The sequence below is a fragment of the Burkholderia sp. WSM2230 genome (genome assembly GCF_000472445.1).
In the GTDB taxonomy this organism is placed as follows: Bacteria; Pseudomonadota; Gammaproteobacteria; order Burkholderiales; family Burkholderiaceae; genus Paraburkholderia.
In genome coordinates, this window is sequence record NZ_AXAJ01000005.1 from 79,490 (window position 1) to 97,982 (window position 18,493).

Below are 18,493 nucleotides of genomic sequence, written 5' to 3' on the forward strand. Positions count from 1 at the left end.
AATCAGCGTTGTTTCGGTGTGTAGAAGGGATTCGAGACGTCGCGTGCGGCCGCGAACACTTCGTCGCGCTGCGGCAGGCCTTTCATCGCCGCGAGAATTGCGTTTCTGCACGCGCGGTAGTTGTTTTCGTAGACCGCGTCCAGGTCGTCGGTGGCCGGGTTGACCCAGTTCGCCGACACGACCACCCAATCGTTCTCCGCTTCCGGCGGCAACGTGCCGTTCTCCAACGACTCGGCCACCGCCTTCGCGATGCCCGCTTGCGAGGCGCCCCACGTCGCGTTGCCGTGGAACTCGCTGCCGATCTGCGCCTTGTTCACATAAAGCGTCAGCGGTTTGGTCGGCACACCCGGGCGTGCAATGACGACGAACGGCGCGTGACCGGCCGAGGGCGTCGCGAGCGCCGTCGCGAAGGCCTGCCCCGCCGGACCGTTGCGCGGGCCGACCAGCACGTTGATATGAGCGAGGTTCACGCCCGGGCCTTCGAATCCTTCGCCGATAAAAAGTTGTTTGTCTGCCGATACGCTCATGGTCCTTCCGTCGAGTTGAATGCGATGACGGATTGTGGCGTTCAGCGCCTGCCACCATGTATCGATGAGTTTTGATCCAGGGTATGAGGCGAACTCAACTCCGGGTTTCTCCCGACGAGCGCCGCGAGAGCGGAGCAGTCCGTTGCGGATCGCGACGCGTGCAAAGGTGAGCGTTTTCGGGACTTGCCGCAGCGAGGTGAGCAGGACAGCGAAAGGTGAGCCTGAGCGAAGTGCTTAGCGCACCTGCGGGGCCGCGTCGGTCCGATGCGGGCGCATATCTTCAAGCGAAGAACTTGGGTGCGTGGACCCTCATGCGATTCTTCGCACAGCCTGGGAATGCCCGCCAGCAAAGGCCGGCGCGGGTTGGCGGCGCATGGGTGAGGCGCCAGGCCTTCACTATTCTCACCACGCGTTCGGTGCGCGCGGCGTCGAAACCAGGTTCACCGAAGCAAACGCGCAACGTCTGAGCCGCGGGTTCTGACCAATCACCACCACAGCGGACCAACTCGAAAGGTGAGCGTTTTCGGGACATGCTGAGCGGTGCGAAAAGAACCGCTCGCAGCATCACTTCAAAGATGCGCATCGCGCGTCACGGAACGCGCTCGCACGAAAAGGCGCGCCGCCGCCGCACCCTAGACTTCAATCAGATAACGATCGCGATTCTTGCCGGCGAGCCATGCCGGCGAGCGGCCACGGCCGCTCCACGTCTGGCCGGTCTTCGGATTGCGATACTTGGCGACCGTGGCGCCTTTGCGCGCCGCCGGGAGAGTTTTCGCAAAGCCCAGTTCCTCGGCAGTCAGATCGTATTCGGCGATCTTCTGCTTGATGTCGGCAATCGCCTGCGCGATCTCCTTTTCGCGGGCCGCCGCCACCTCCTTGTGAAGCTTTTCCAGCTGAGCGGTCAACTGCTTGTATGAGGCCATGACAGATGCTCCGAATGATTGTGGCGAACCGAACTGCGGACGCTATCAGACAAATAAAACGCCGGATAGAGAGCCCGTCAAGTTGCGGCGCCGGAAACACCGGCAGCCAGGCGGACGGGACGCGCGCATTCAATCGTCGATTGCATCGTACACGCGACGCTCGAACTCGACTGCCATGGGAAACGGCTCAATTGAACGGCGCTGGATCAGCATGAGTCCGATCAGATCTTCCACCGGATCCGCGAACCAGCTTGTGCCGAAAGCGCCGGGCCAGCCGAACGAGCCAACCGAACGATAACCTTGCGGCAACTGCTGCGCCGGATCGTCGACGACGGACAGGCCGAGGCCGAACCCCTGTCCCGCCCACATTACATGACCGAATGCCGGCAGACGGCGCTGGTCCCGCGTCAGGAAGTTGGAGCGCATCAGATCGACCGAGCGATGCGACAGCAGGCGCGTGTCGCCGACGCGTCCGCGCCGCAACAGTAACTGCGCGAATTGCAGATAGTCCTGTGCGGTGGAAACAAGCCCGCCGCCGCCGCTCTGAAAACGCGCCGGGTTTGCCCACCGGCTCGACGACGCGTGATCCTCCACAACGCGCCGCCGCGTGCCGGCATCCACGCCATACGCAGTGGCAAGCCGGGCGAGCTGCGGCTCGGGCACCCAGAAAGCGGTGTCGCGCATGCCGAGCGGCTCGAAAATCCGCGTGCGGAAAAACTCGCCCAGCGGCATGCCGGTCACTCTGGTAATCAGGGCGCCGAGCACGTCGGTGGCAATGCCGTAATGCCAGCGCGAGCCGGGCTGAAACATCAACGGCAATTCGGCGATGCGCGCGAGCCAGACGTCCACGTCGCCGTGTGCGTCCAGGCCGTTGAACGCGGCCGCGTACGCCTGCGCCAGCGGCCCAGTGGCGGTGAAGTGATAAGCAAAGCCCGCGCGATGCGTCAGCAGGTCCAGTACGGTCAGCGGCGTTCGCACCGGATCGGTTTCGTCGAGCGGGCCGCCCGGGTCGCGCAACACGCGTGGCCCGGCGAGTTCCGGCAGCCATTGCGCGATCGGCGTGTCGAGCGCAAGCCGGTCTTCTTCGACCAGCATGAGGATGGCCGCGCTCGTCACCGGTTTCGTCATCGACGCAATGCGAAACAGCGTGTCACGCTCCATCGGCAATCGTGCCGCTTCGTCGCGCAAGCCGAGCGCCTCGAAGTAACCGGTTGCGCCGCGCCGCCAGACGAGCGCCACCACGCCGGCTACATCGCCCCGCTCGACATAGCCCTGCAAAGTCCTCGTCAGGGCCGCGAGCCGAGCCGAAGAAAATCCCGCTGCTTGCATGTCGATGGTGTGTCCCGGCGTGGCGTGGTCGTTGGAAGGCGATAAAGCAGCGGCCCGCGCGCGCGTCAGTCTTTTTGCCGCTCTTCCAGCGCTGCGAGCGCGGCATTCAGACGCTTGATGCGATTGACCTGCGTCGGCATGCGAACCGCGCCGGAAACAGAGTCGATGCGATTACGCCAATACGACAGCGGTATTCGGTCTTCAGCGGAAATGTGCGAAATGACGTGTTCGAGATGTTGGATGTCTTTTTCGAGTTGGTGATGATTCATTCTTTTCCCCGGAATACTCGTTGACTTAATTCGAAACGCAATCTAGGAGCACAAACTGTGCCGTTTAAACGGCACAGTTTTTCGGATCGGCAAGTTCTTCTCGACTTTTACCGGTGGTCTCCTTTGTCCGGCAAAAGCTGCTTATCGCATGCGCTAGCGAACCTGTGAAAATAGAATACTGCCGCGGAATTTCACGTTCCGTTGCCTGGCGCACCGACTTCACTCCAGTGCGAAAAAATACCGTGACTTTTTATTGATGTCGATCCGTTCGGAGTAAATCGCGGGCGTCACTTTTAATATGCAACGCGCATTGCCGGCGCTTTTCGTGTCAGCCCGCATTAGACGCACATCTTTATGACGCTCGTGCACTTGTGGAAATGCGGCATCCGTGCCACTCACGGGGCGCAACGAGGCTCAACGGGGCGCACGGATCGGGCCGCAATTCTGTATGGATGCCGCTACCGGAACCGGAAGCGGCCGCTTCGGACTTCGAAGGAGACGGTGGCTGTACGGTCGCGTGCGCATGGCACAGCCCATTGGCTTAGTTACCTGGTTCGGCAGGCGTAGATCAGGCTAAGCGTGCCGTTGTTCGTGGAACGGCGGACGGTGTCGAACGCGCCGCCGCAGCTTGCGGCGGCCTGCTGCGTGCAGGAGTCGGAACCTGCAGGGCATTCCACCAGCGTAGTCGGACGGCCGTCCGACAGAAAAAGCGGCGCGCTGCTGCTGCAGCCGGCGAGCGTTACGCCCGCCGCGACTGCCAGCATCGCGTAGGCACGGCGCGCAAGGAAAGAGAAGCTCCAGTTCATGTGAAACCCCGATCACGTCTTGTTTTTCGATCACGCGATTGTGCCACGCGACTATTACACTGCGCGACCCACGGCAGAACGGCTTCGCTCAAACCTGGATGCCGTGCGCCGCGATCTTCTTGTAGAGCGTCGCGCGCCCCATGCCGATCTGCGCGGCCGTCTCGATCACGCGGCCGCCGTTCACGCGCAGCGCATCGCTCAGAAAGCGTTTTTCGAACGCCGCCATCGCATCGCTCCATGACGACGGCTGCGGCGCCGGATCGCCGGTTACGGCAGCCGCCAGCGGCTTTCCGGCCGGCGCGGGAAGCTGCGCGCCGAGTCCGCCGCTTGCATGCCCCGAACCGATGAAGGGCGCGAGCGCGCGCGCGTCGATCCGCTCGCTGTCCGATAGCATGACGGCGCGCTCCAGCGTATTGCGCAGTTCCCGCACATTGCCAGGCCATGCATACGCGCACAGGAGGCGCAATGCGTCGTCCTGCAATTCGTAGTGGCTGCCGCTGCGTGTCTGGGTCGACAGATCCTCGAGCATTGCGTACGCGAGCGCCTCGATGTCGGAAGCGCGCTCGCGCAGAGGCGGCGCGTGAATGGTCAGCACGTTCAGGCGATAAAACAGATCCGCGCGAAAGCGTCCCGCCGCGACGAGCGCGGGCAAATCCGCCGAGGTCGCGGCGATGATCCGCACATCCGCGCGCACGATGCGGTTCGAGCCGAGCGGCTCGAACTCCTTGTCCTGCAACACGCGCAGCAGCTTGCCCTGCAATGGCAACGGCATATCGCCGATCTCATCGAGAAAAAGCGTGCCGCCGTTGGCCAGCTCGAACTTGCCGACCCGCCCCTTGCGGTCCGCGCCCGTGTACGCGCCAGGCGCGGCGCCGAAAAACTCGACTTCCAGCAAGGTGTCCGGGATCGCCGCGACGTTCACGGTGACGAGGGGCTGGTTCGCGCGTGCCGAGCCGCCGTGAATCGCATGCGCGAGCAGTTCCTTGCCGGTGCCGGTTTCGCCGAGCAGAAGCACAGGCGATTCCAGTTGAGCCGCGCGGCGCGCCTGGCGCTTCACTTCCAGACTGGCCGCGCTGGTGCCGACAAAACTGCCGAACGTGTATTTGGCACGGCGAGCCTGGGCAAGCGACTGCCGCGTCGCGATCAACTCTTCCTGCACGCGCGAGTAGTGCGAAAAAAGCGGTGTAAGTGCCTTGAGCTCGTCGAACAGCGCGAAACCGACGGCGCCGACCGTCTCGCCGGCGTCGTCCTTCAGCGGCAGACGCGTGACGACAAGCGGCTCGCGATCCGTTTCAAGAATGTCGAGCAGAATTGGCCTGCCGGTTTTCACGACCTCGCGCATCAGGCTGTTTGGAATCACCGCTTCGCAATCGCGGCCGATTGCCTGCTCGGGGTCGGCAAAGCCGAAGCGCGCCGCATAACGCTTGTTGATCCACACGACGCGCGCTTCGGCGTCGACTATGAACGTGCCTTCGCTGAAGTTTTCGAAGGTGCGGAAAAGCGAATCCATTGCGCGGCGCAGGACGTCGCTGTAGGTGGCGGGAAGGCCCGCCCAGTCGTTCATCATCTTGTCGCTGTCTCCACCTGTCGTTCTAGTTGCCGCCTGTCTCTTATCGTAGACAAGCTTATCTCAATGCAGAGATCACACACAAGCTCGTATGACAAGGGTTTTACCCTGACCGGAACAAACATCGCACGATTCGCGTCCCCGTTTGGAGACGTTTCGGTACAATCAGCGGCACCCCGTCTTCCGGTTTTATCCGCTTTGGCCCGCCGCGCCCCGCGCGTTAGCCGTTGCGGGCCGCATGGCATGGAACCTGCGTCCGCGGGGCGCCATGCCGTCGCTAGCTGGAGACGGCGCACACGTAGAACAAACCAAGCTTCTGGAGACTCAATGTCCTTTGTCATCGTCCTTGCCGCGCTGGCGTTTCTGATGTTCGCCGCGTATCGCGGCTACAGCGTTATTCTCTTCGCGCCAATCGCCGCGCTCGCCGCCGTCCTTCTGGTCGATCCGGCCGCCGTCGCGCCGGTGTTCACCGGCATCTTCATGGAGAAGATGGTCGGCTTCGTCAAACTGTATTTCCCGGTGTTTCTGCTGGGCGCCGTGTTCGGTAAGGTCATCGAACTGTCCGGCTTCTCGGAGTCCATCGTGGCCGCCGCGATTCGCTACATTGGCCGCTCGCGCGCCAATGCGGTGATCGTCGCGGTGTGCGCGCTGCTCACCTACGGCGGCGTCTCGCTGTTTGTGGTGGTGTTCGCGGTCTATCCGTTCGCCGCCGAGCTGTATCGGCAGAGCAATATTCCCAAGCGGCTGATGCCGGGCGCCATCGCACTCGGCGCGTTCTCGTTCACGATGGATTCGCTGCCGGGCACGCCGCAGATCCAGAACATCATCCCGACCACGTTCTTCAAGACGACGTCATGGGCGGCGCCCGCGCTCGGCGTGATCGGTTCGCTGTTTATCATCGTAGTGGGTCTGAGCTATCTCGAATGGCGCCGCCGCGCCGCGATGGCAGCCGGCGAAGGCTATGGCACCGAACTCGTCAACGAGCCGGAGCGCGTCGAGTCGAAGCAACTGCCGCATCCGTTGCTGGCCATCGCGCCGCTCGTGCTGGTGGGCGTCGCGAACTTCGCGCTGACCCGCTGGATTCCGACCGCCTACGGCACTTCGTACACCGTCGCGCCGGACATCCTGCCCGGCGTGCACACGCCGCTCACCACGACGATCAAAACCGTCGTTGCCATTTGGGCTGTTGAAGGCGCGCTGTTGCTCGGCATCATCCTGGTCCTGCTGACGGCCTTCCGCCGCGTGCGCGAGCGCTTTGCAATCGGCACCAAGGCCGCGGTGGCGGGCGCGCTGCTGGCGTCGCTCAATACGGCGTCGGAATACGGTTTTGGCGGCGTTATCGCCGCGTTGCCCGGCTTCCTCGTGGTCAGCGACGCGCTGAAAAGCATTCCGAATCCGCTCGTCAACGCAGCGGTGTCGGTCAGTTCGCTGGCGGGCATTACGGGTTCGGCATCGGGCGGCATGAGCATCGCGCTCGCGGCCATGTCGGACGTGTTCATCAAGGGCGCCGAGGCCGCGCATATTCCGATGGAAGTACTGCACCGCGTGGTCGCAATGGCTAGTGGAGGCATGGACACGCTGCCGCACAACGGCGCGGTGATCACGTTGCTGGCCGTGACCGGGCTCACGCACCGTCAGTCGTATCGCGACATCTTCGCGGTCACTGTCATCAAGACGCTGGCGGTGTTCTTCGTGATCGCCGTCTATTACACGACCGGGCTGGTCTAAGCGCGGGTTTGGGGGTTTGACGATGCCGGCCGCCCCGCCGGCATTGCGACTTTTGATCGGTTATCGTGTCAACCCGACACTCGCAGCCGTGAGGTGCCAGCTCCATGAGCCCAACCCCCGCTTTCTGGATGATCCCCGGCGCTCCCACGCCGGTCGGTCCATTTTCCCACGCCACTGAAGCCGACGGCTGGGTGTTCCTCACCGGCCAGATGCCGACCTCACCTACTGACGACGCCGCGCCGCTTCCCGAAGGCGTGGTCGCGCAGACGAGGCGCGTGATGGACAACCTCGTGCTCGTGCTGAATGGCCTCGATCTCGGACTGCAACACGTGGTCGCCGCCCGCATTTTCCTGACCGAGTTCAAGCGCGACTACGCGGCAATGAACGACATCTACCGCGTTTACTTTCCCGCCGACGCTCTGCCAGCGCGAACCTGCATCGGCGTAACCGCATTGGCGCGCGACGCGCTGGTGGAAATCGACTTCATCGCACGACGCCCTGGCTGAGCGCAGGCGTCGGCGCTCAGGCTCAATGCGCCGACTCTTCGTCCATGCCGTAGTGGTCGCACAAGGCGTCGTGCAGCGAAATGGCGCGCTCGTCCATTTCGGTGGTCCAGTGTTCGCTGTCGTTGCATAGCCGCTGCAATTGCCTGCATTCTTCGACGAACCTCGGCTCCTGCACGATGACAAACGCGCCGGTCGCGCTATGCGCCCAGCCGGCCAGCGCCTGCCGGTCTTCTTCGTCGACGATGGCCAGAAGCCGCGGCAGATCGTTTCGCAAATGCTCCTTGAGCATGGCTGTGTAGCGGGCTTTGTCGTCCGCGGGGAGCGGGGTGGGTTTTGCGGCGGCGGCGGTGGCGGGCGTGGCGGGCGTGGCGGCCAGAGCGCCTGTGGGCGTGGGCATCGGCTCGGGCGCAGCGGTGTGCATGGCTCCGGGCGCAGCGGCGTGCATGGCTCCAGCCGCTGCGGCGGTGGCCTGCGCCGCCCGATCTTCCACCGCAGGCGCTACGGCAAGCATCGCAGCCTCCAGTTCGCTCAACGAAGCGGGCTTCGACACATGACCGCTAAAGCCACGCTCGAGCCAGCTCTGCGCCTCGTGATTTTCGGCGACCGCGCTGAACGCAAGCACCGGCACGTGCGCGTCGACCTTACGAAGCGCGGCGAACAGTGCGTGGCCGTCCATGGCGGGCATGTGGATATCGGTGAGCACGACATCAAACCGCGTCGTTCGAAAGAGGCCGAGCGCCTGCTCACCGTCCGCCGCGATGGTCGGCAGGCAACCCAGCGTGGCAAGCTGTTCGGCGATCAGGCTTTGTATCAGCGGATTGTCTTCAGCGACGAGAACCGCGAGCCCTTGCAACTCCGGATGCGCCGCTAGCGCAGGCATCGCGACGGGCGCGCCGTTCGGTGCCGCAGACGACGCGGCGGCAACGCCCACGCCCTGGGCGGCCAGCTCGATGGCCGTGTGAACGGCCGTCCCGCTGAATTCGGTCACCTCAAGCACACCGTCGCCGCGCGCTTGCGGCCGATGCGGCCCGTCCCGCGTGATCCACACGGCGCTCACCGGCTGCAACGCGCGCAAGCCAGCAATCGTATCCAGATCGTATGTGCCGGACACAATCAGCGCCTTTGGACGGTTGCTCCGCAACCACGCCTGTGCGTCCGCCAGCGTGGACACGACGTGTGCGGTCCAGCCGAAATGTTCGAGCCAGCGGGCGAGCAGATCGACGACCTGTCGATCGTGAAACAGCGCGAGGAGAGGTCCGCGTTCCGCACGCCGCGGCGGCGTCGGCTTGTCGTCGGGCGGCGCGGCGAGCGGAATGGATACATTGAACACGCTGCCCACGCCCACCACGCTGTCCGCCGAAATCGCGCCGCCCATCAAGTCGCACAGGCGCGCGCAGATCACGAGCCCGAGGCCGGTGCTTTCCGCGCCGCGCGACGCGCCCGCCTCGCCTTGCACGAACGGCTTGAACAATCGCGCGACCAGTTCGTCGCTCATGCCGGGCCCCGAATCGGAAACGCGGCAATGCAGAACCGGCTGACCCTGCGCATTGCCGGCGACTTCCGCCTGCAGCGTGATCTTGCCGCTCGACGTGAACTTGAACGCATTGCTCAACAGATTGTTGATCACCTGCGCGATGCGCATTCTGTCGCCGATGACGGTCCGGTCGAGCGTCGGCGAAAGCAGCGAATAGAAGCGCACCGGGCGCTCGCCCGCCATGGACGCATACGAAAGCGCGATGTTCTCGAACGCGTCGAGCAGAGCAAACGGCGCGCGCACGAGGAGCATTTCGCCCGCGTCGATTTTGGAGAAATCGAGAATGTCGTTGACGACGCGGCGCAACGCATCGCCGGCCACGTTCAGACTGGCGAGCCGCTGCGTATGCGCTTCGAGCCCGGGCGTTCGCGCGAACAGTTCAAGATTGCCGAGCAGCGCATTCAAAGGCGTGCGGATTTCGTGGCTCATCGCCGCAAAGAAATTCGTGCGAGCGCGCATCATCGCTTCCGAGGTCTGCTGCGCTTGCCGCAACTGCTGTTCGAGCGTGTGCTGCGCGGTCACGTCGAGAATCGCACAGAACAGCACGTCCTCGCCGGCATAGCGAGCGGGCGCGTAGGTGAACTGCAGATATTGGGCAGGCGCAGCGCCTGCTTCAGCCGACGCGGAAGCGTCTTGTGGATGCCCCAACGCGGCAGGCGTCGGCTCCACTGACTGCACTGGCTGCGGCGGCTGCATTGGCGCAGCCGGCGCGACAAAAGCGGCAACCCGCGCGAACGCCGCAGCCGAGGCCTGCTGCGGCGCTTCGGCGAGAAACTCGGCGGCAATATGCGGCGGCAGGCGGCTCGTGCCCGGCTCGACACGCAGCAGTTCGATGGCGAGCTCGTTCGCGGTCAATATGGAATAGTCGCTTCGCCGGACGATGCAAAGCCCGATCGGCGTGGCGCTCACAAGAATGTGATTGAGCGTCTCGCTTTCCAACGCGCGCGAAGTCTCGGCGAACGCATTGCGCAGAAGCCGCAGTCCGAAGAGGCGCGCGGTCAGCGCAATCGCCAGCAGCACGACCAGTGCGAGACCGCCGATCACGCCGAGTTGCCAGCCGAGCGCCACCGCCAGCGCGCCCCACGGCACATAGCCGACAAGCGAGCCGAAGCCGGGCATCAACGGCTCGTGGAAAATCACCCCTTCGGGGCCGAAGTGGAACACGCGCGGCGGGGTTGCGGCCACCGTTCGTTGCAGCATGGCGCTGGTTTGCGCGTCGAGCGCAGCCGAAGACACGAGGATGCGGCGGTCAGGCGCCATTAGCAGCGTAGTGCCCGCACCGCCCGGCGGCGCGATGCGCGCGGCGAGCACTTCGAGCGGAATGCTCGCGCTGATCAGCGCAATGGGCGTGTTTGCTTCGTAGTACACGCTCACCGCGGAGATCACCTGCGTGTTGTGCAGCGGCTCGCGATACGGCCCGACCCACACGCGCTCACCTTTGCCCGGCAGGCGCTTGCCCGTTTGCGCCTGCAGTTCGCGCTCGATCGCCTCGCGCAGCGTGGCGATGACGTCCACCTGCGGCGTGGAAGTCGAGGATGTCGCCTTGGCCGATGCATCGGTTGCGGAACCCGCGAGCGAAGGCAGAAGCACGGCGTAATCGTCATCGAGACCAATCAGCGTCGCGCGCTGCGCGAGTTCGAACGCCTGCTGCGTCACCAGCGTGGATTGCGCCGCTTCATAAAGCCGCCCGAGTTTGTCGCCGGATTGCGTACCCCATGCGGCGCGCGCGGCCGGTCCGACCAGCATGTCGAAGTCCGCGTCGATCCGGTCCACCTTGCCGCGCGCCACGCCGGTCTGCGTGATGGAGCGCTCGACCGCTTCGGGCGCGCGCCGCACTTCGGTCGCGCTGTAGTAATAGTCGAGGGTGAATTCCGCGCGCCGCAGGAACGACTCTTCGCGATGCAGGAGCAGCGCCAGGTCGGTGGCATTCTGCGCAGCGTACGTGCGGCGGTATTCGAGCTGCTTGAGCGCTGCGACCACCGCCAGCACCAGCGCAAAAACCACCACCATCAGCATCAGGAAGCCGATTGTCGCGAGATAAACCCGCTGCTGGCGCTTCGCATTTTTTGCGAGCGAGGCAAACGCTTGAGCGAGTGACTCTTGAGTGCGATCAAGGATTTTCTGCATCGGCTCAAGTATGTTGCGGTTCCCGCAGGCAGACCGCTGCGATTTCCGGCGAACCACGTCTGCTGGCCTATATCGGCGCAGTGTAGTCGTTTTGAAGGTATCGCGCGACGCATCCGGCACTTTTAAAGCGGCCACTCACCCAACTCACCCGAACCCTGTATTAACGGCGCAAAGCCGCATAAACCTGAGTGGATTAGTGGGAAACCCTCAAGATCTTAGGGCTATTGCCGTTATTCCTTGCAACGATGTAAGACCGCGCGCATTGCGCGGCGAGAGCACAGCAAGGAAAGCCATGCGCAATAACCAGCCTGTCACCGGGCACGAGTACGAATTCCCCTCGTCACAAATGCTTGTTTCGGCGACCGACCTGACCGGCCGCATCGAGTACTGCAACCCGGCCTTTGTCGCCGTGTCGGGCTATGCCCACGACGAGCTCATCGGCCAGCCGCACAATCTGATCCGCCATCCGGACATGCCGCGCGAAGCCTTCGCGGATATGTGGGCGACGATTCGCGATGGGCGTCCATGGACTGCACTCGTCAAGAATCGCCGCAAGAACGGCGACTATTACTGGGTTCATGCGAACGTCACGCCGGTGGTCAAGCAAGGCGTCGTGGTCGGCTATCTGAGCGTACGCGTGAAGCCCGCGCGCGAAGCGGTGCGCGCCGCCGAAGCCTTGTACGCACGCATGCGCGCGGGCGAAGCGCGCGGCGTCGAACTCCTGCGCGGGGTCGTCGTGCGCACGGGGTTGCGTGGGCGTCTGCAGGCGCTGACGCGTCTGCCCGTCGCGACGCGCGCCGCCACCGGCTATGCGCTCACCCCGCTCGCGCTCGCCGCAGCCGGCCTCGCCGCATGGCAAGGCGCGCCGCCCGCGCCGTTCTGGATTGCATTCGCCGCGGCGAGCGCCGTCAGTTTCATCTCATGGCGCTTGCTGACAAAGCACATCGCCGCGCCGGTGCGCGACATGCGCGGCTTCGCCACGCGCCTCGCCGCCGGCGATCTCACCGTCGATCTGGAAGTCGCGCGTCACGACGATCTGGGCGACGTACTGCAAGCACTCAATCAGTTGAAGGCCAACCTCGCTGCGATCGTCTACGACGTGCGTGAGCAGATCAACGGCATGCTCGACAACGCGCGGGAAATTTCGAGCGGCAACGCAGATCTGGCGCGTCGCACGGAATTGCAGGCGGCTTCGCTCGAGGAGACCGCCGCGACGATGGAGGAGTTGACCACCACCGTGCAGGCGAACGCAGACGCCAGCGTGCGGGCGCTGGACCTCGCGAAAGACGCACAGGCCGCCGCTGCCGAGGGCGGCAGGATCGCCGGCCACGTCGAGCAGACCATGGCCGGCATCACGGCGGCCTCGCGGCGCATCGCTGACATTACCGGCGTGATCGACGGCATCGCTTTTCAGACCAACATTCTTGCGCTGAACGCCGCCGTCGAAGCGGCGCGCGCCGGCGAAGCAGGCCGCTCGTTCGCGGTGGTCGCGGGCGAAGTGCGGATGCTCGCGCAACGTTGCGCGGCGTCGTCGAAGGAGATCAAGTCGGTGGTCGAGGCAAGCGCCGCCGAAGTCGCGGCGGGCACCGAACTGGTCACGCGCACCACGTCGCAAATGCGTGCCATCGACGAAGCGGTCGAACGCGTGTCGTCGATCATCGTCGAAGTGGCGAACGCGAGCAGCGAACAGGCCGAGGGGATTCGCCAGGTGAACCAGGCGGTTTCGCATCTGGATGGCGCGACCCAGCAGAATGCCGCGCTCGTAGAGCAGGCGGCGGCCACGGCGCAGCGTCTTGCCGCGCAAGCCGATGTGCTGAGCGAGGCCGTGCGTCTGTTCACCGTGGCGGACGCGGCGTCGGCCTCGCGCGCCGTGGCGCCGGCGCGTCGCCGCGCTTCCGCCGATGCCGGACATGAGGCGAAGTCGGCAATCGCAGTCCGGCAGCCTGCGCGTGACGCTCACGATGCTCCGGTTGCCCGGCAAGACGAGGACGCATTGGTCTGATAGATCGGCATTACTCCCACCTCGACAGCAATGTATTGACGCCTCAGGATGCAAGCGTCAGTGCCTAATGATGCAAGGGCAGACTGACCCGAGTAACAACGGCGTTTAGCGGCCCGTCCAGGCAGACGGGCCGTTTTTTTTCGCGGGCACTATGCTGTCCCGAGTGCGTCGGTTTATGCGCGCAAACTCGTGCTCGCCGATTCATACGCCGCAGCATCCACGGAGGCCGACATGATTTCTTTCGACTCGCGAGGCGCCGCGCCGCGCGATGCCTTGTGTGCGCATTTCACCGCGATGGCGCGCAACAATGCGTGGTCGAACCTGCGCCTTTATCGCGCTTGTCTGGGTCTGACCGACGAAGGGTTCGCCGCGCGCAGGGTGAGCTTCTTTCCATCGTTGCAACTCACGTTGAATCACATCTTGCTGGTGGATCGCTACTACTTCGACGCACTCGTCGGCGGCGGCCAGGGCCTTGCGATTTTCGACGACGAAGTGCCGTATCCGCGTGCGGCGCAACTGTGGGAAGCTCAGGCGCACAGCGATCACGAGCTGCTCACCTTCTGCGAGTCCCTCACATGCAACGACCTGCAGCGCGAAGTGCGGATCGACCGAGGTCCTGCGGTCGGCGTGCAACACGAGAGCGTCGGCAAGGTGCTGCCGCATCTGTTCGTACATCAGATTCACCATCGCGGGCAAGCGCATGCGATGTTGAGCGGCACAGCAATCGCGCCGCCGCAACTGGACGAATTTTTCCTCGACGGCGACGCGCCCTTGCGCGCCCCGGAGATGCGGGAACTGGAACGCATGCGCGAAGCGCGCAACAGCCCGCAATAGCAGGGCGCCGCGAGAAACACCATGCAGGGCGCCGCGATGCGCGCCGCATGTTCTGTGCGTGTGCTCGATGCATCCGGGCGCATTTGCCGATCACGTACGCACGCTTGCCCACTGCGCCTAACCCGACCGCGCGTCACGCGCGTGACAGTTCCCGATAACGGCTGCACCGCGACGGGGCAGGAAAAATGCAGCCGTCGTCGCGAGGAGTCGCGTTAAACTCATTGCGGTGACGGACCTCGTCGCGGCGTCGGACAATCGCTCAAGCGTCAGCATTGCGCGACAGACGGCGCGGCATGCTGCCCGTACAATGATTCGATCAACAACGGAACAAGGACAACTTCGATGCGCACTACCGGGTCCTCCGGGTCAATGGCCCTGCTCACCGAATACGACGACGCAACCGGGCGCGAACTGCGCACGCTGCGCCTCGAGTCGACAGACGACGGCAAAGGCATCCTGCTGATCGAAGTCGATGAGCGCAAGCCAGGCATACATCGGGAAGTGCGCTACGAGATCACGCCGGCCGAGCTGATTGCGGCGATTCGCGCGCACGGCGCGGAGTTGCCGGGCGAGCAGCACAATCATCGTCAGTAAGGGCAACAGGCGTAGGCTGCGCCGTGCCGCGAGCGCGGCCGGTGCGGCGAGCGGGGCGCGGCGTGAACCGCTCACTCCCATGTGCGCCGCTTCCGTTGTCTTCACTCGCCGCCTCTATTGCGGGTTCGTGAGCCTCAATCGTTTTTCATTCAGTTCGGGCCGCGCTGCATAGCTGTTCGCGACCAGCGGGCTTCAGCCGTCGAACGTCCGGCGCTCGCCTCGCGACCCCGAATAACCGCTGTGTTTCAAGGGCTTTGCATGCCTTGAAAATGGTCCATAATCGCTCCATTCTCCTTTGCTTTCCTACTGCGCGCCGTGCCTGAAAAGGCCGCGGATGTAAGTCGATGCTACATGATCTCGTCGAGCAATACGGCCCGGCGCTCATTTTTGCCAACGTGCTCGCCGCCTCCATCGGCCTGCCCGTGCCGGCCATGCCGTCGCTTGTGTTGTTCGGCGCGATGGCTGCGATGCATCCGGGCTCCGTCGGCACGCAATTGCTGCCGGTGCTGGTGCTCTCCATATTCGCCACGCTGATCGGCGACAGCGCGTGGTATCTGGCCGGCCGCGTGTACGGCGGCAATACACTGAAAACGATCTGCCGGCTGTCGCTGTCGCGTGACACGTGCGTCAAGAAAACCGAGCGTTTCTTCGGGCGTTGGGGCGTGCGCGTGCTGGCCGTCGCCAAGTTCGTCCCCGGCTTGTCGATCGTGTCGATTCCGATGGCGGGCGCCATGGGCACGCGCTATCGCACGTTTCTCACTTACGACGGCATTGGCGCCGCGTTGTGGTCGGGCACCGGGCTCATCGTCGGCGCGTTGTTCGCGCACCAGATCGACATGGTGTTCGCAGCCGCCGGGCGGCTGGGGCGCACGGCCGGCGCTGTCGCGGTCGCACTGTTGCTGTTGTATGCGGCGTACCGCTGGATTCGCCGTCGTCAGTTGATCAACAAGCTCGCGTCCGCGCGCATGGAAGTGGACGAACTCGCCGCGCTGGTCTCGGCGGGCAAGACGCCGGTGCTGTTCGACATTCGCTCGAACGAGAAACGCAAGCTCGATCCGTTCGTGATTCCGGGCTCGCAATTCGCCGACGAGCGGCAACTGGAGCAGATCGTCGCCACTTATCCGCGCAATCAGAAAATGGTGATCTACTGTTCGTGTCCCAACGAAATCTCGGCCGCATGGATGGCCAAGCAGTTGAACGAAGCAGGCTTTGACGACGTGCTGCCCTTGCGCGGCGGCATGGAAGCCTGGCGCGACTCCGGCTGGCCCGTCGAGGCCCTGCCCGGCATGCCGCCGCCCGAGGCCGCCGTCGAGCATATCGCGCCCAAAGCGGTTTGACGCCGCGGCGCCTCTGTTCGCGCTGCCGGACGTGCGCGGTCGCGCCTTCGTTCAGTCAATCAATGAACACCGAAGGAGCGGTTCGATGCTTTCCACTGCAGAACCCGAAGTACAGCCTGAGGCCGTAGTCGCCGACGCGCCTTTTTCCAATCTGTCCACTCGCATGCACCAGATGTTCCCCGCGCTCACCGCGGCGGAAATCGAGCGCGTGCGCAGATTCGGCGAAGTGGGCAAATGGCAGTCCGGCGAGTTGCTGTTCGAGACGGGCCACACCGGTCCCGGCATGTTCGTGCTGCTCGAAGGGCGTGTGAAAATCTATCAGCGCGACGGTATCGGCCGCGAAGTCGTGATCGGCGAACACGGACCGGGGCATTTCCTTGCCGAGGTCGGTCAACTGTCGGGGCGCCATGCGCTCGTCAGCGGCATGGCGCTCAGCCATGTCGAAGCGCTTCTGATTCCCCCTGAAAAGCTGCGCGCGCTGCTTGTAGCAGAAGCCGAACTCGGCGAGCGCATCATGCGCGCGCTGATTCTGCGGCGCGTCTCGCTGATTGAAAAGGGCGCGGGCGGGCCGATCCTGATCGGCAGCAGTACCGACGCGCGGCTCGTCATGCTGCAAGGCTTTCTGTCGCGCAACGGCCATCCGCACTCCACCATCGACGAATGCGACGAGGACGCGCTGCGTCTCGTCGAGCAATTCGGCGCGCAGGACGGAGACATGCCGCTCGTAATCTGCCCGGACGGCTCGGTGCTGCGTCATCCGAGCATCCCGGAACTGGCCACCGCGCTGGGTCTGCTGCCGGATCTCAACGACTCGATTGTGTACGACGTCGCGATAGTCGGCGCGGGACCGGCCGGGCTTGCCACTGCCGTGTACGCGGCGTCGGAAGGCCTTTCGGTGATCGTGCTGGACAGCCGCGCGCCCGGCGGCCAGGCAGGCGCGAGCTCGCGAATCGAAAACTATCTCGGCTTTCCGACCGGCATCTCCGGTCAGGCACTGGCGGGGCGCGCGTTCGTGCAGGCGCAGAAGTTCGGCGCGCATGTCGCGATTCCGGTTAACGTGAAGGCGCTGCATTGCGGCGATGCGCCCTACCGCCTCGAACTGAAATGCGGCGGCCATGTCAGCGCTCGCACCATCGTGATCGCGAGCGGCGCGGTGTACCGGCGCCCCGCGCTCGAAGGGCTCGATCGTTTCGACGGACGCGGCGTGTACTACTGGGCGTCGCCTGTCGAGGCAAAGCTGTGCAAGCGACAGGAAGTCGTGCTGGTGGGCGGCGGCAATTCGGCCGGCCAGGCCATCGTCTATCTGGCGACGCACGCGGCGAAGGTCCACGTGCTGATCCGGCGCAGCGGCTTCGAGGCCACCATGTCGCGCTATCTGATCGACCGCATCCGCTCGCTGCCGAATGTCGTCGTGCATCCGAATTCGGAAGTCGGCCAGCTTGTCGCGGACGAAAGCGGGCTCGCGGCGGTCGCTCTGAAAAAGCCGTTACCCGACGGCACCGACCATATCGACACGCGGCACCTGTTCCTTTTCACCGGCGCGGACCCGAACACCGACTGGCTGCGCACCTGCGGCGTCGAGCTCGACGAAAAGGGCTTCGTGCTGACTGGCAGCCGGGCGGAGGGCGCTTCGGCTTGCGATCTCGCGACCACGGTGAAAGGCGTGTACGCGATCGGCGACGCGCGCGCGGGCTCGACCAAACGCGTGGCGGCGGCGGTCGGCGAAGGCGCGGCCGTGGTTGCGCAGATCCATCAGTTGCTGGCACTTTCCGCCGAAGAAGCGGTCGCCTCCGTGGCTTGAGTTTGCGTGGGCTTGGGCTTGGGCTTGGGCTTGGGTCTGAGCTTGGGCTTGGGCCGCCGCTGCTGCTGGTGCTAATGCTGGCGCCGGCGCGGCGGCGGCGGTCCGCCGCAAACGCTGCCGATCCGTGCGCCCTGGAGCGCGGCATCCAGGGTAATGCGCTGTTACACACACCTGCAACTCGTTGCACCTGCTTTTCTTTCTGTCTCGTAATATGAACGTCAGCAATTCGACAGCGAATGCTGACCATCGAAACAGCCATCGTCTGGCTGGGACACAGGAGAGAAGCATGAACACACGCGCGAACGTCATCGTCGCCTTGGGACTTGTCGCCGCCTGCGCATCGACTGCTGCCTTCGCTCGCGTCGACGTCGGCGTGTTCGTCAACACGCCGGGCCCGATCTACGCCGCGCCGCCGGTCATGTACGCGCCGCCGCCCGTCGTCTATGCGCCTCAGCCGGTCTACGGTTACGGCTATCGCGACGACTACTACCGGGAGCGCCGCTGGCATCACGACCATGGGCGTCATCGCGGCTGGGACAAGCATCACGGACGCGGCTGGTAAGTCGTTGCAAGCGGAAGAGGCGGCTGCTTGCCTGCGGTTTGTGGATC

At 64.5% G+C, this 18,493-nt stretch carries 15 protein-coding genes; 8 read left to right on the plus strand and 7 right to left on the minus strand.

What is annotated here, in order from left to right:
* Positions 1–2 precede the first annotated feature (2 nt).
* The 6 genes from fae to A3AC_RS0112260 all read right to left on the minus strand — a co-directional run bounded on the left by fae (position 3) and on the right by A3AC_RS0112260 (position 5,421).
* Positions 3–527: a formaldehyde-activating enzyme gene (fae, locus tag A3AC_RS0112235; protein WP_025599155.1), complete on the minus strand. Its 525-nt coding sequence runs from the start codon at positions 525–527 to the stop codon at positions 3–5.
* A gap of 632 nt (positions 528–1,159) precedes the next feature.
* Positions 1,160–1,450, minus strand: a complete 291-nt coding sequence (locus A3AC_RS0112240; protein WP_025599156.1) for an H-NS histone family protein — start codon at positions 1,448–1,450, stop codon at positions 1,160–1,162.
* 129 nt (positions 1,451–1,579) lie between these two features.
* Complete coding sequence (locus A3AC_RS0112245; RefSeq protein WP_025599157.1) at positions 1,580–2,779, minus strand: serine hydrolase domain-containing protein; 1,200 nt, start codon at positions 2,777–2,779, stop codon at positions 1,580–1,582.
* Positions 2,780–2,844: 65 nt separating this feature from the next.
* Positions 2,845–3,048 carry a hypothetical protein gene (locus A3AC_RS0112250; RefSeq protein ID WP_013342132.1) on the minus strand — a complete coding sequence of 68 codons (204 nt, stop codon included), beginning with the start codon at positions 3,046–3,048 and terminating at the stop codon, positions 2,845–2,847.
* A gap of 545 nt (positions 3,049–3,593) precedes the next feature.
* Entirely contained in the window at positions 3,594–3,854 is a 261-nt protein-coding gene (locus A3AC_RS0112255; protein WP_025599159.1) for a hypothetical protein, read from the minus strand.
* A gap of 88 nt (positions 3,855–3,942) precedes the next feature.
* Positions 3,943–5,421, minus strand: coding sequence for a sigma-54 interaction domain-containing protein (locus A3AC_RS0112260; RefSeq protein WP_025599161.1), 1,479 nt, complete (start codon positions 5,419–5,421; stop codon positions 3,943–3,945).
* Between the two features lie 327 nt (positions 5,422–5,748).
* Here A3AC_RS0112260 and A3AC_RS0112265 point away from each other — a divergent pair, with 327 nt between their 5' ends.
* Positions 5,749–7,149 (plus strand): GntP family permease, encoded by a 1,401-nt coding sequence (locus tag A3AC_RS0112265; RefSeq protein WP_025599162.1) that lies wholly within the window; start codon positions 5,749–5,751, stop codon positions 7,147–7,149.
* A gap of 104 nt (positions 7,150–7,253) precedes the next feature.
* Positions 7,254–7,655 (plus strand): RidA family protein, encoded by a 402-nt coding sequence (locus A3AC_RS0112270; protein WP_025599164.1) that lies wholly within the window; start codon positions 7,254–7,256, stop codon positions 7,653–7,655.
* 22 nt (positions 7,656–7,677) lie between these two features.
* On the opposite strand, the gene A3AC_RS0112275 is transcribed toward A3AC_RS0112270, so the two are convergent.
* Positions 7,678–11,316 (minus strand): response regulator, encoded by a 3,639-nt coding sequence (locus A3AC_RS0112275; RefSeq protein ID WP_025599165.1) that lies wholly within the window; start codon positions 11,314–11,316, stop codon positions 7,678–7,680.
* A 292-nt stretch (positions 11,317–11,608) separates the two neighbouring features.
* Here A3AC_RS0112275 and A3AC_RS0112280 point away from each other — a divergent pair, with 292 nt between their 5' ends.
* The 6 genes from A3AC_RS0112280 to A3AC_RS0112305 all read left to right on the plus strand — a co-directional run bounded on the left by A3AC_RS0112280 (position 11,609) and on the right by A3AC_RS0112305 (position 18,446).
* On the plus strand, positions 11,609–13,318 hold the full coding sequence (locus A3AC_RS0112280; protein ID WP_025599166.1) for a methyl-accepting chemotaxis protein: 1,710 nt from the start codon (positions 11,609–11,611) through the stop codon (positions 13,316–13,318).
* A 231-nt stretch (positions 13,319–13,549) separates the two neighbouring features.
* Positions 13,550–14,152, plus strand: a complete 603-nt coding sequence (locus tag A3AC_RS0112285) for a DinB family protein (protein WP_025599167.1) — start codon at positions 13,550–13,552, stop codon at positions 14,150–14,152.
* 342 nt (positions 14,153–14,494) lie between these two features.
* Entirely contained in the window at positions 14,495–14,746 is a 252-nt protein-coding gene (locus A3AC_RS0112290) for a hypothetical protein (protein WP_025599168.1), read from the plus strand.
* 344 nt (positions 14,747–15,090) lie between these two features.
* Complete coding sequence (locus A3AC_RS0112295) at positions 15,091–16,083, plus strand: DedA family protein/thiosulfate sulfurtransferase GlpE (RefSeq protein ID WP_025599169.1); 993 nt, start codon at positions 15,091–15,093, stop codon at positions 16,081–16,083.
* A gap of 85 nt (positions 16,084–16,168) precedes the next feature.
* On the plus strand, positions 16,169–17,884 hold the full coding sequence (locus A3AC_RS0112300; RefSeq protein WP_025599171.1) for an FAD-dependent oxidoreductase: 1,716 nt from the start codon (positions 16,169–16,171) through the stop codon (positions 17,882–17,884).
* 286 nt (positions 17,885–18,170) lie between these two features.
* Positions 18,171–18,446, plus strand: a complete 276-nt coding sequence (locus A3AC_RS0112305; protein ID WP_025599172.1) for a hypothetical protein — start codon at positions 18,171–18,173, stop codon at positions 18,444–18,446.
* Positions 18,447–18,493 lie beyond the last annotated feature (47 nt).

Bases quoted from the DNA above. Each gene is read 5' to 3' on its own strand.
- fae (WP_025599155.1), bottom strand. From the start codon at position 527: ATGAGCGTATCGGCAGACAAACAACTTTTTATCGGCGAAGGATTCGAA.
- A3AC_RS0112240 (WP_025599156.1), bottom strand. From the start codon at position 1,450: ATGGCCTCATACAAGCAGTTGACCGCTCAGCTGGAAAAGCTTCACAAG.
- A3AC_RS0112245 (WP_025599157.1), bottom strand. From the start codon at position 2,779: ATGCAAGCAGCGGGATTTTCTTCGGCTCGGCTCGCGGCCCTGACGAGG.
- A3AC_RS0112250 (WP_013342132.1), bottom strand. From the start codon at position 3,048: ATGAATCATCACCAACTCGAAAAAGACATCCAACATCTCGAACACGTC.
- A3AC_RS0112255 (WP_025599159.1), bottom strand. From the start codon at position 3,854: ATGAACTGGAGCTTCTCTTTCCTTGCGCGCCGTGCCTACGCGATGCTG.
- A3AC_RS0112260 (WP_025599161.1), bottom strand. From the start codon at position 5,421: ATGATGAACGACTGGGCGGGCCTTCCCGCCACCTACAGCGACGTCCTG.
- A3AC_RS0112265 (WP_025599162.1), top strand. From the start codon at position 5,749: ATGTCCTTTGTCATCGTCCTTGCCGCGCTGGCGTTTCTGATGTTCGCC.
- A3AC_RS0112270 (WP_025599164.1), top strand. From the start codon at position 7,254: ATGAGCCCAACCCCCGCTTTCTGGATGATCCCCGGCGCTCCCACGCCG.
- A3AC_RS0112275 (WP_025599165.1), bottom strand. From the start codon at position 11,316: ATGCAGAAAATCCTTGATCGCACTCAAGAGTCACTCGCTCAAGCGTTT.
- A3AC_RS0112280 (WP_025599166.1), top strand. From the start codon at position 11,609: ATGCGCAATAACCAGCCTGTCACCGGGCACGAGTACGAATTCCCCTCG.
- A3AC_RS0112285 (WP_025599167.1), top strand. From the start codon at position 13,550: ATGATTTCTTTCGACTCGCGAGGCGCCGCGCCGCGCGATGCCTTGTGT.
- A3AC_RS0112290 (WP_025599168.1), top strand. From the start codon at position 14,495: ATGCGCACTACCGGGTCCTCCGGGTCAATGGCCCTGCTCACCGAATAC.
- A3AC_RS0112295 (WP_025599169.1), top strand. From the start codon at position 15,091: ATGCTACATGATCTCGTCGAGCAATACGGCCCGGCGCTCATTTTTGCC.
- A3AC_RS0112300 (WP_025599171.1), top strand. From the start codon at position 16,169: ATGCTTTCCACTGCAGAACCCGAAGTACAGCCTGAGGCCGTAGTCGCC.
- A3AC_RS0112305 (WP_025599172.1), top strand. From the start codon at position 18,171: ATGAACACACGCGCGAACGTCATCGTCGCCTTGGGACTTGTCGCCGCC.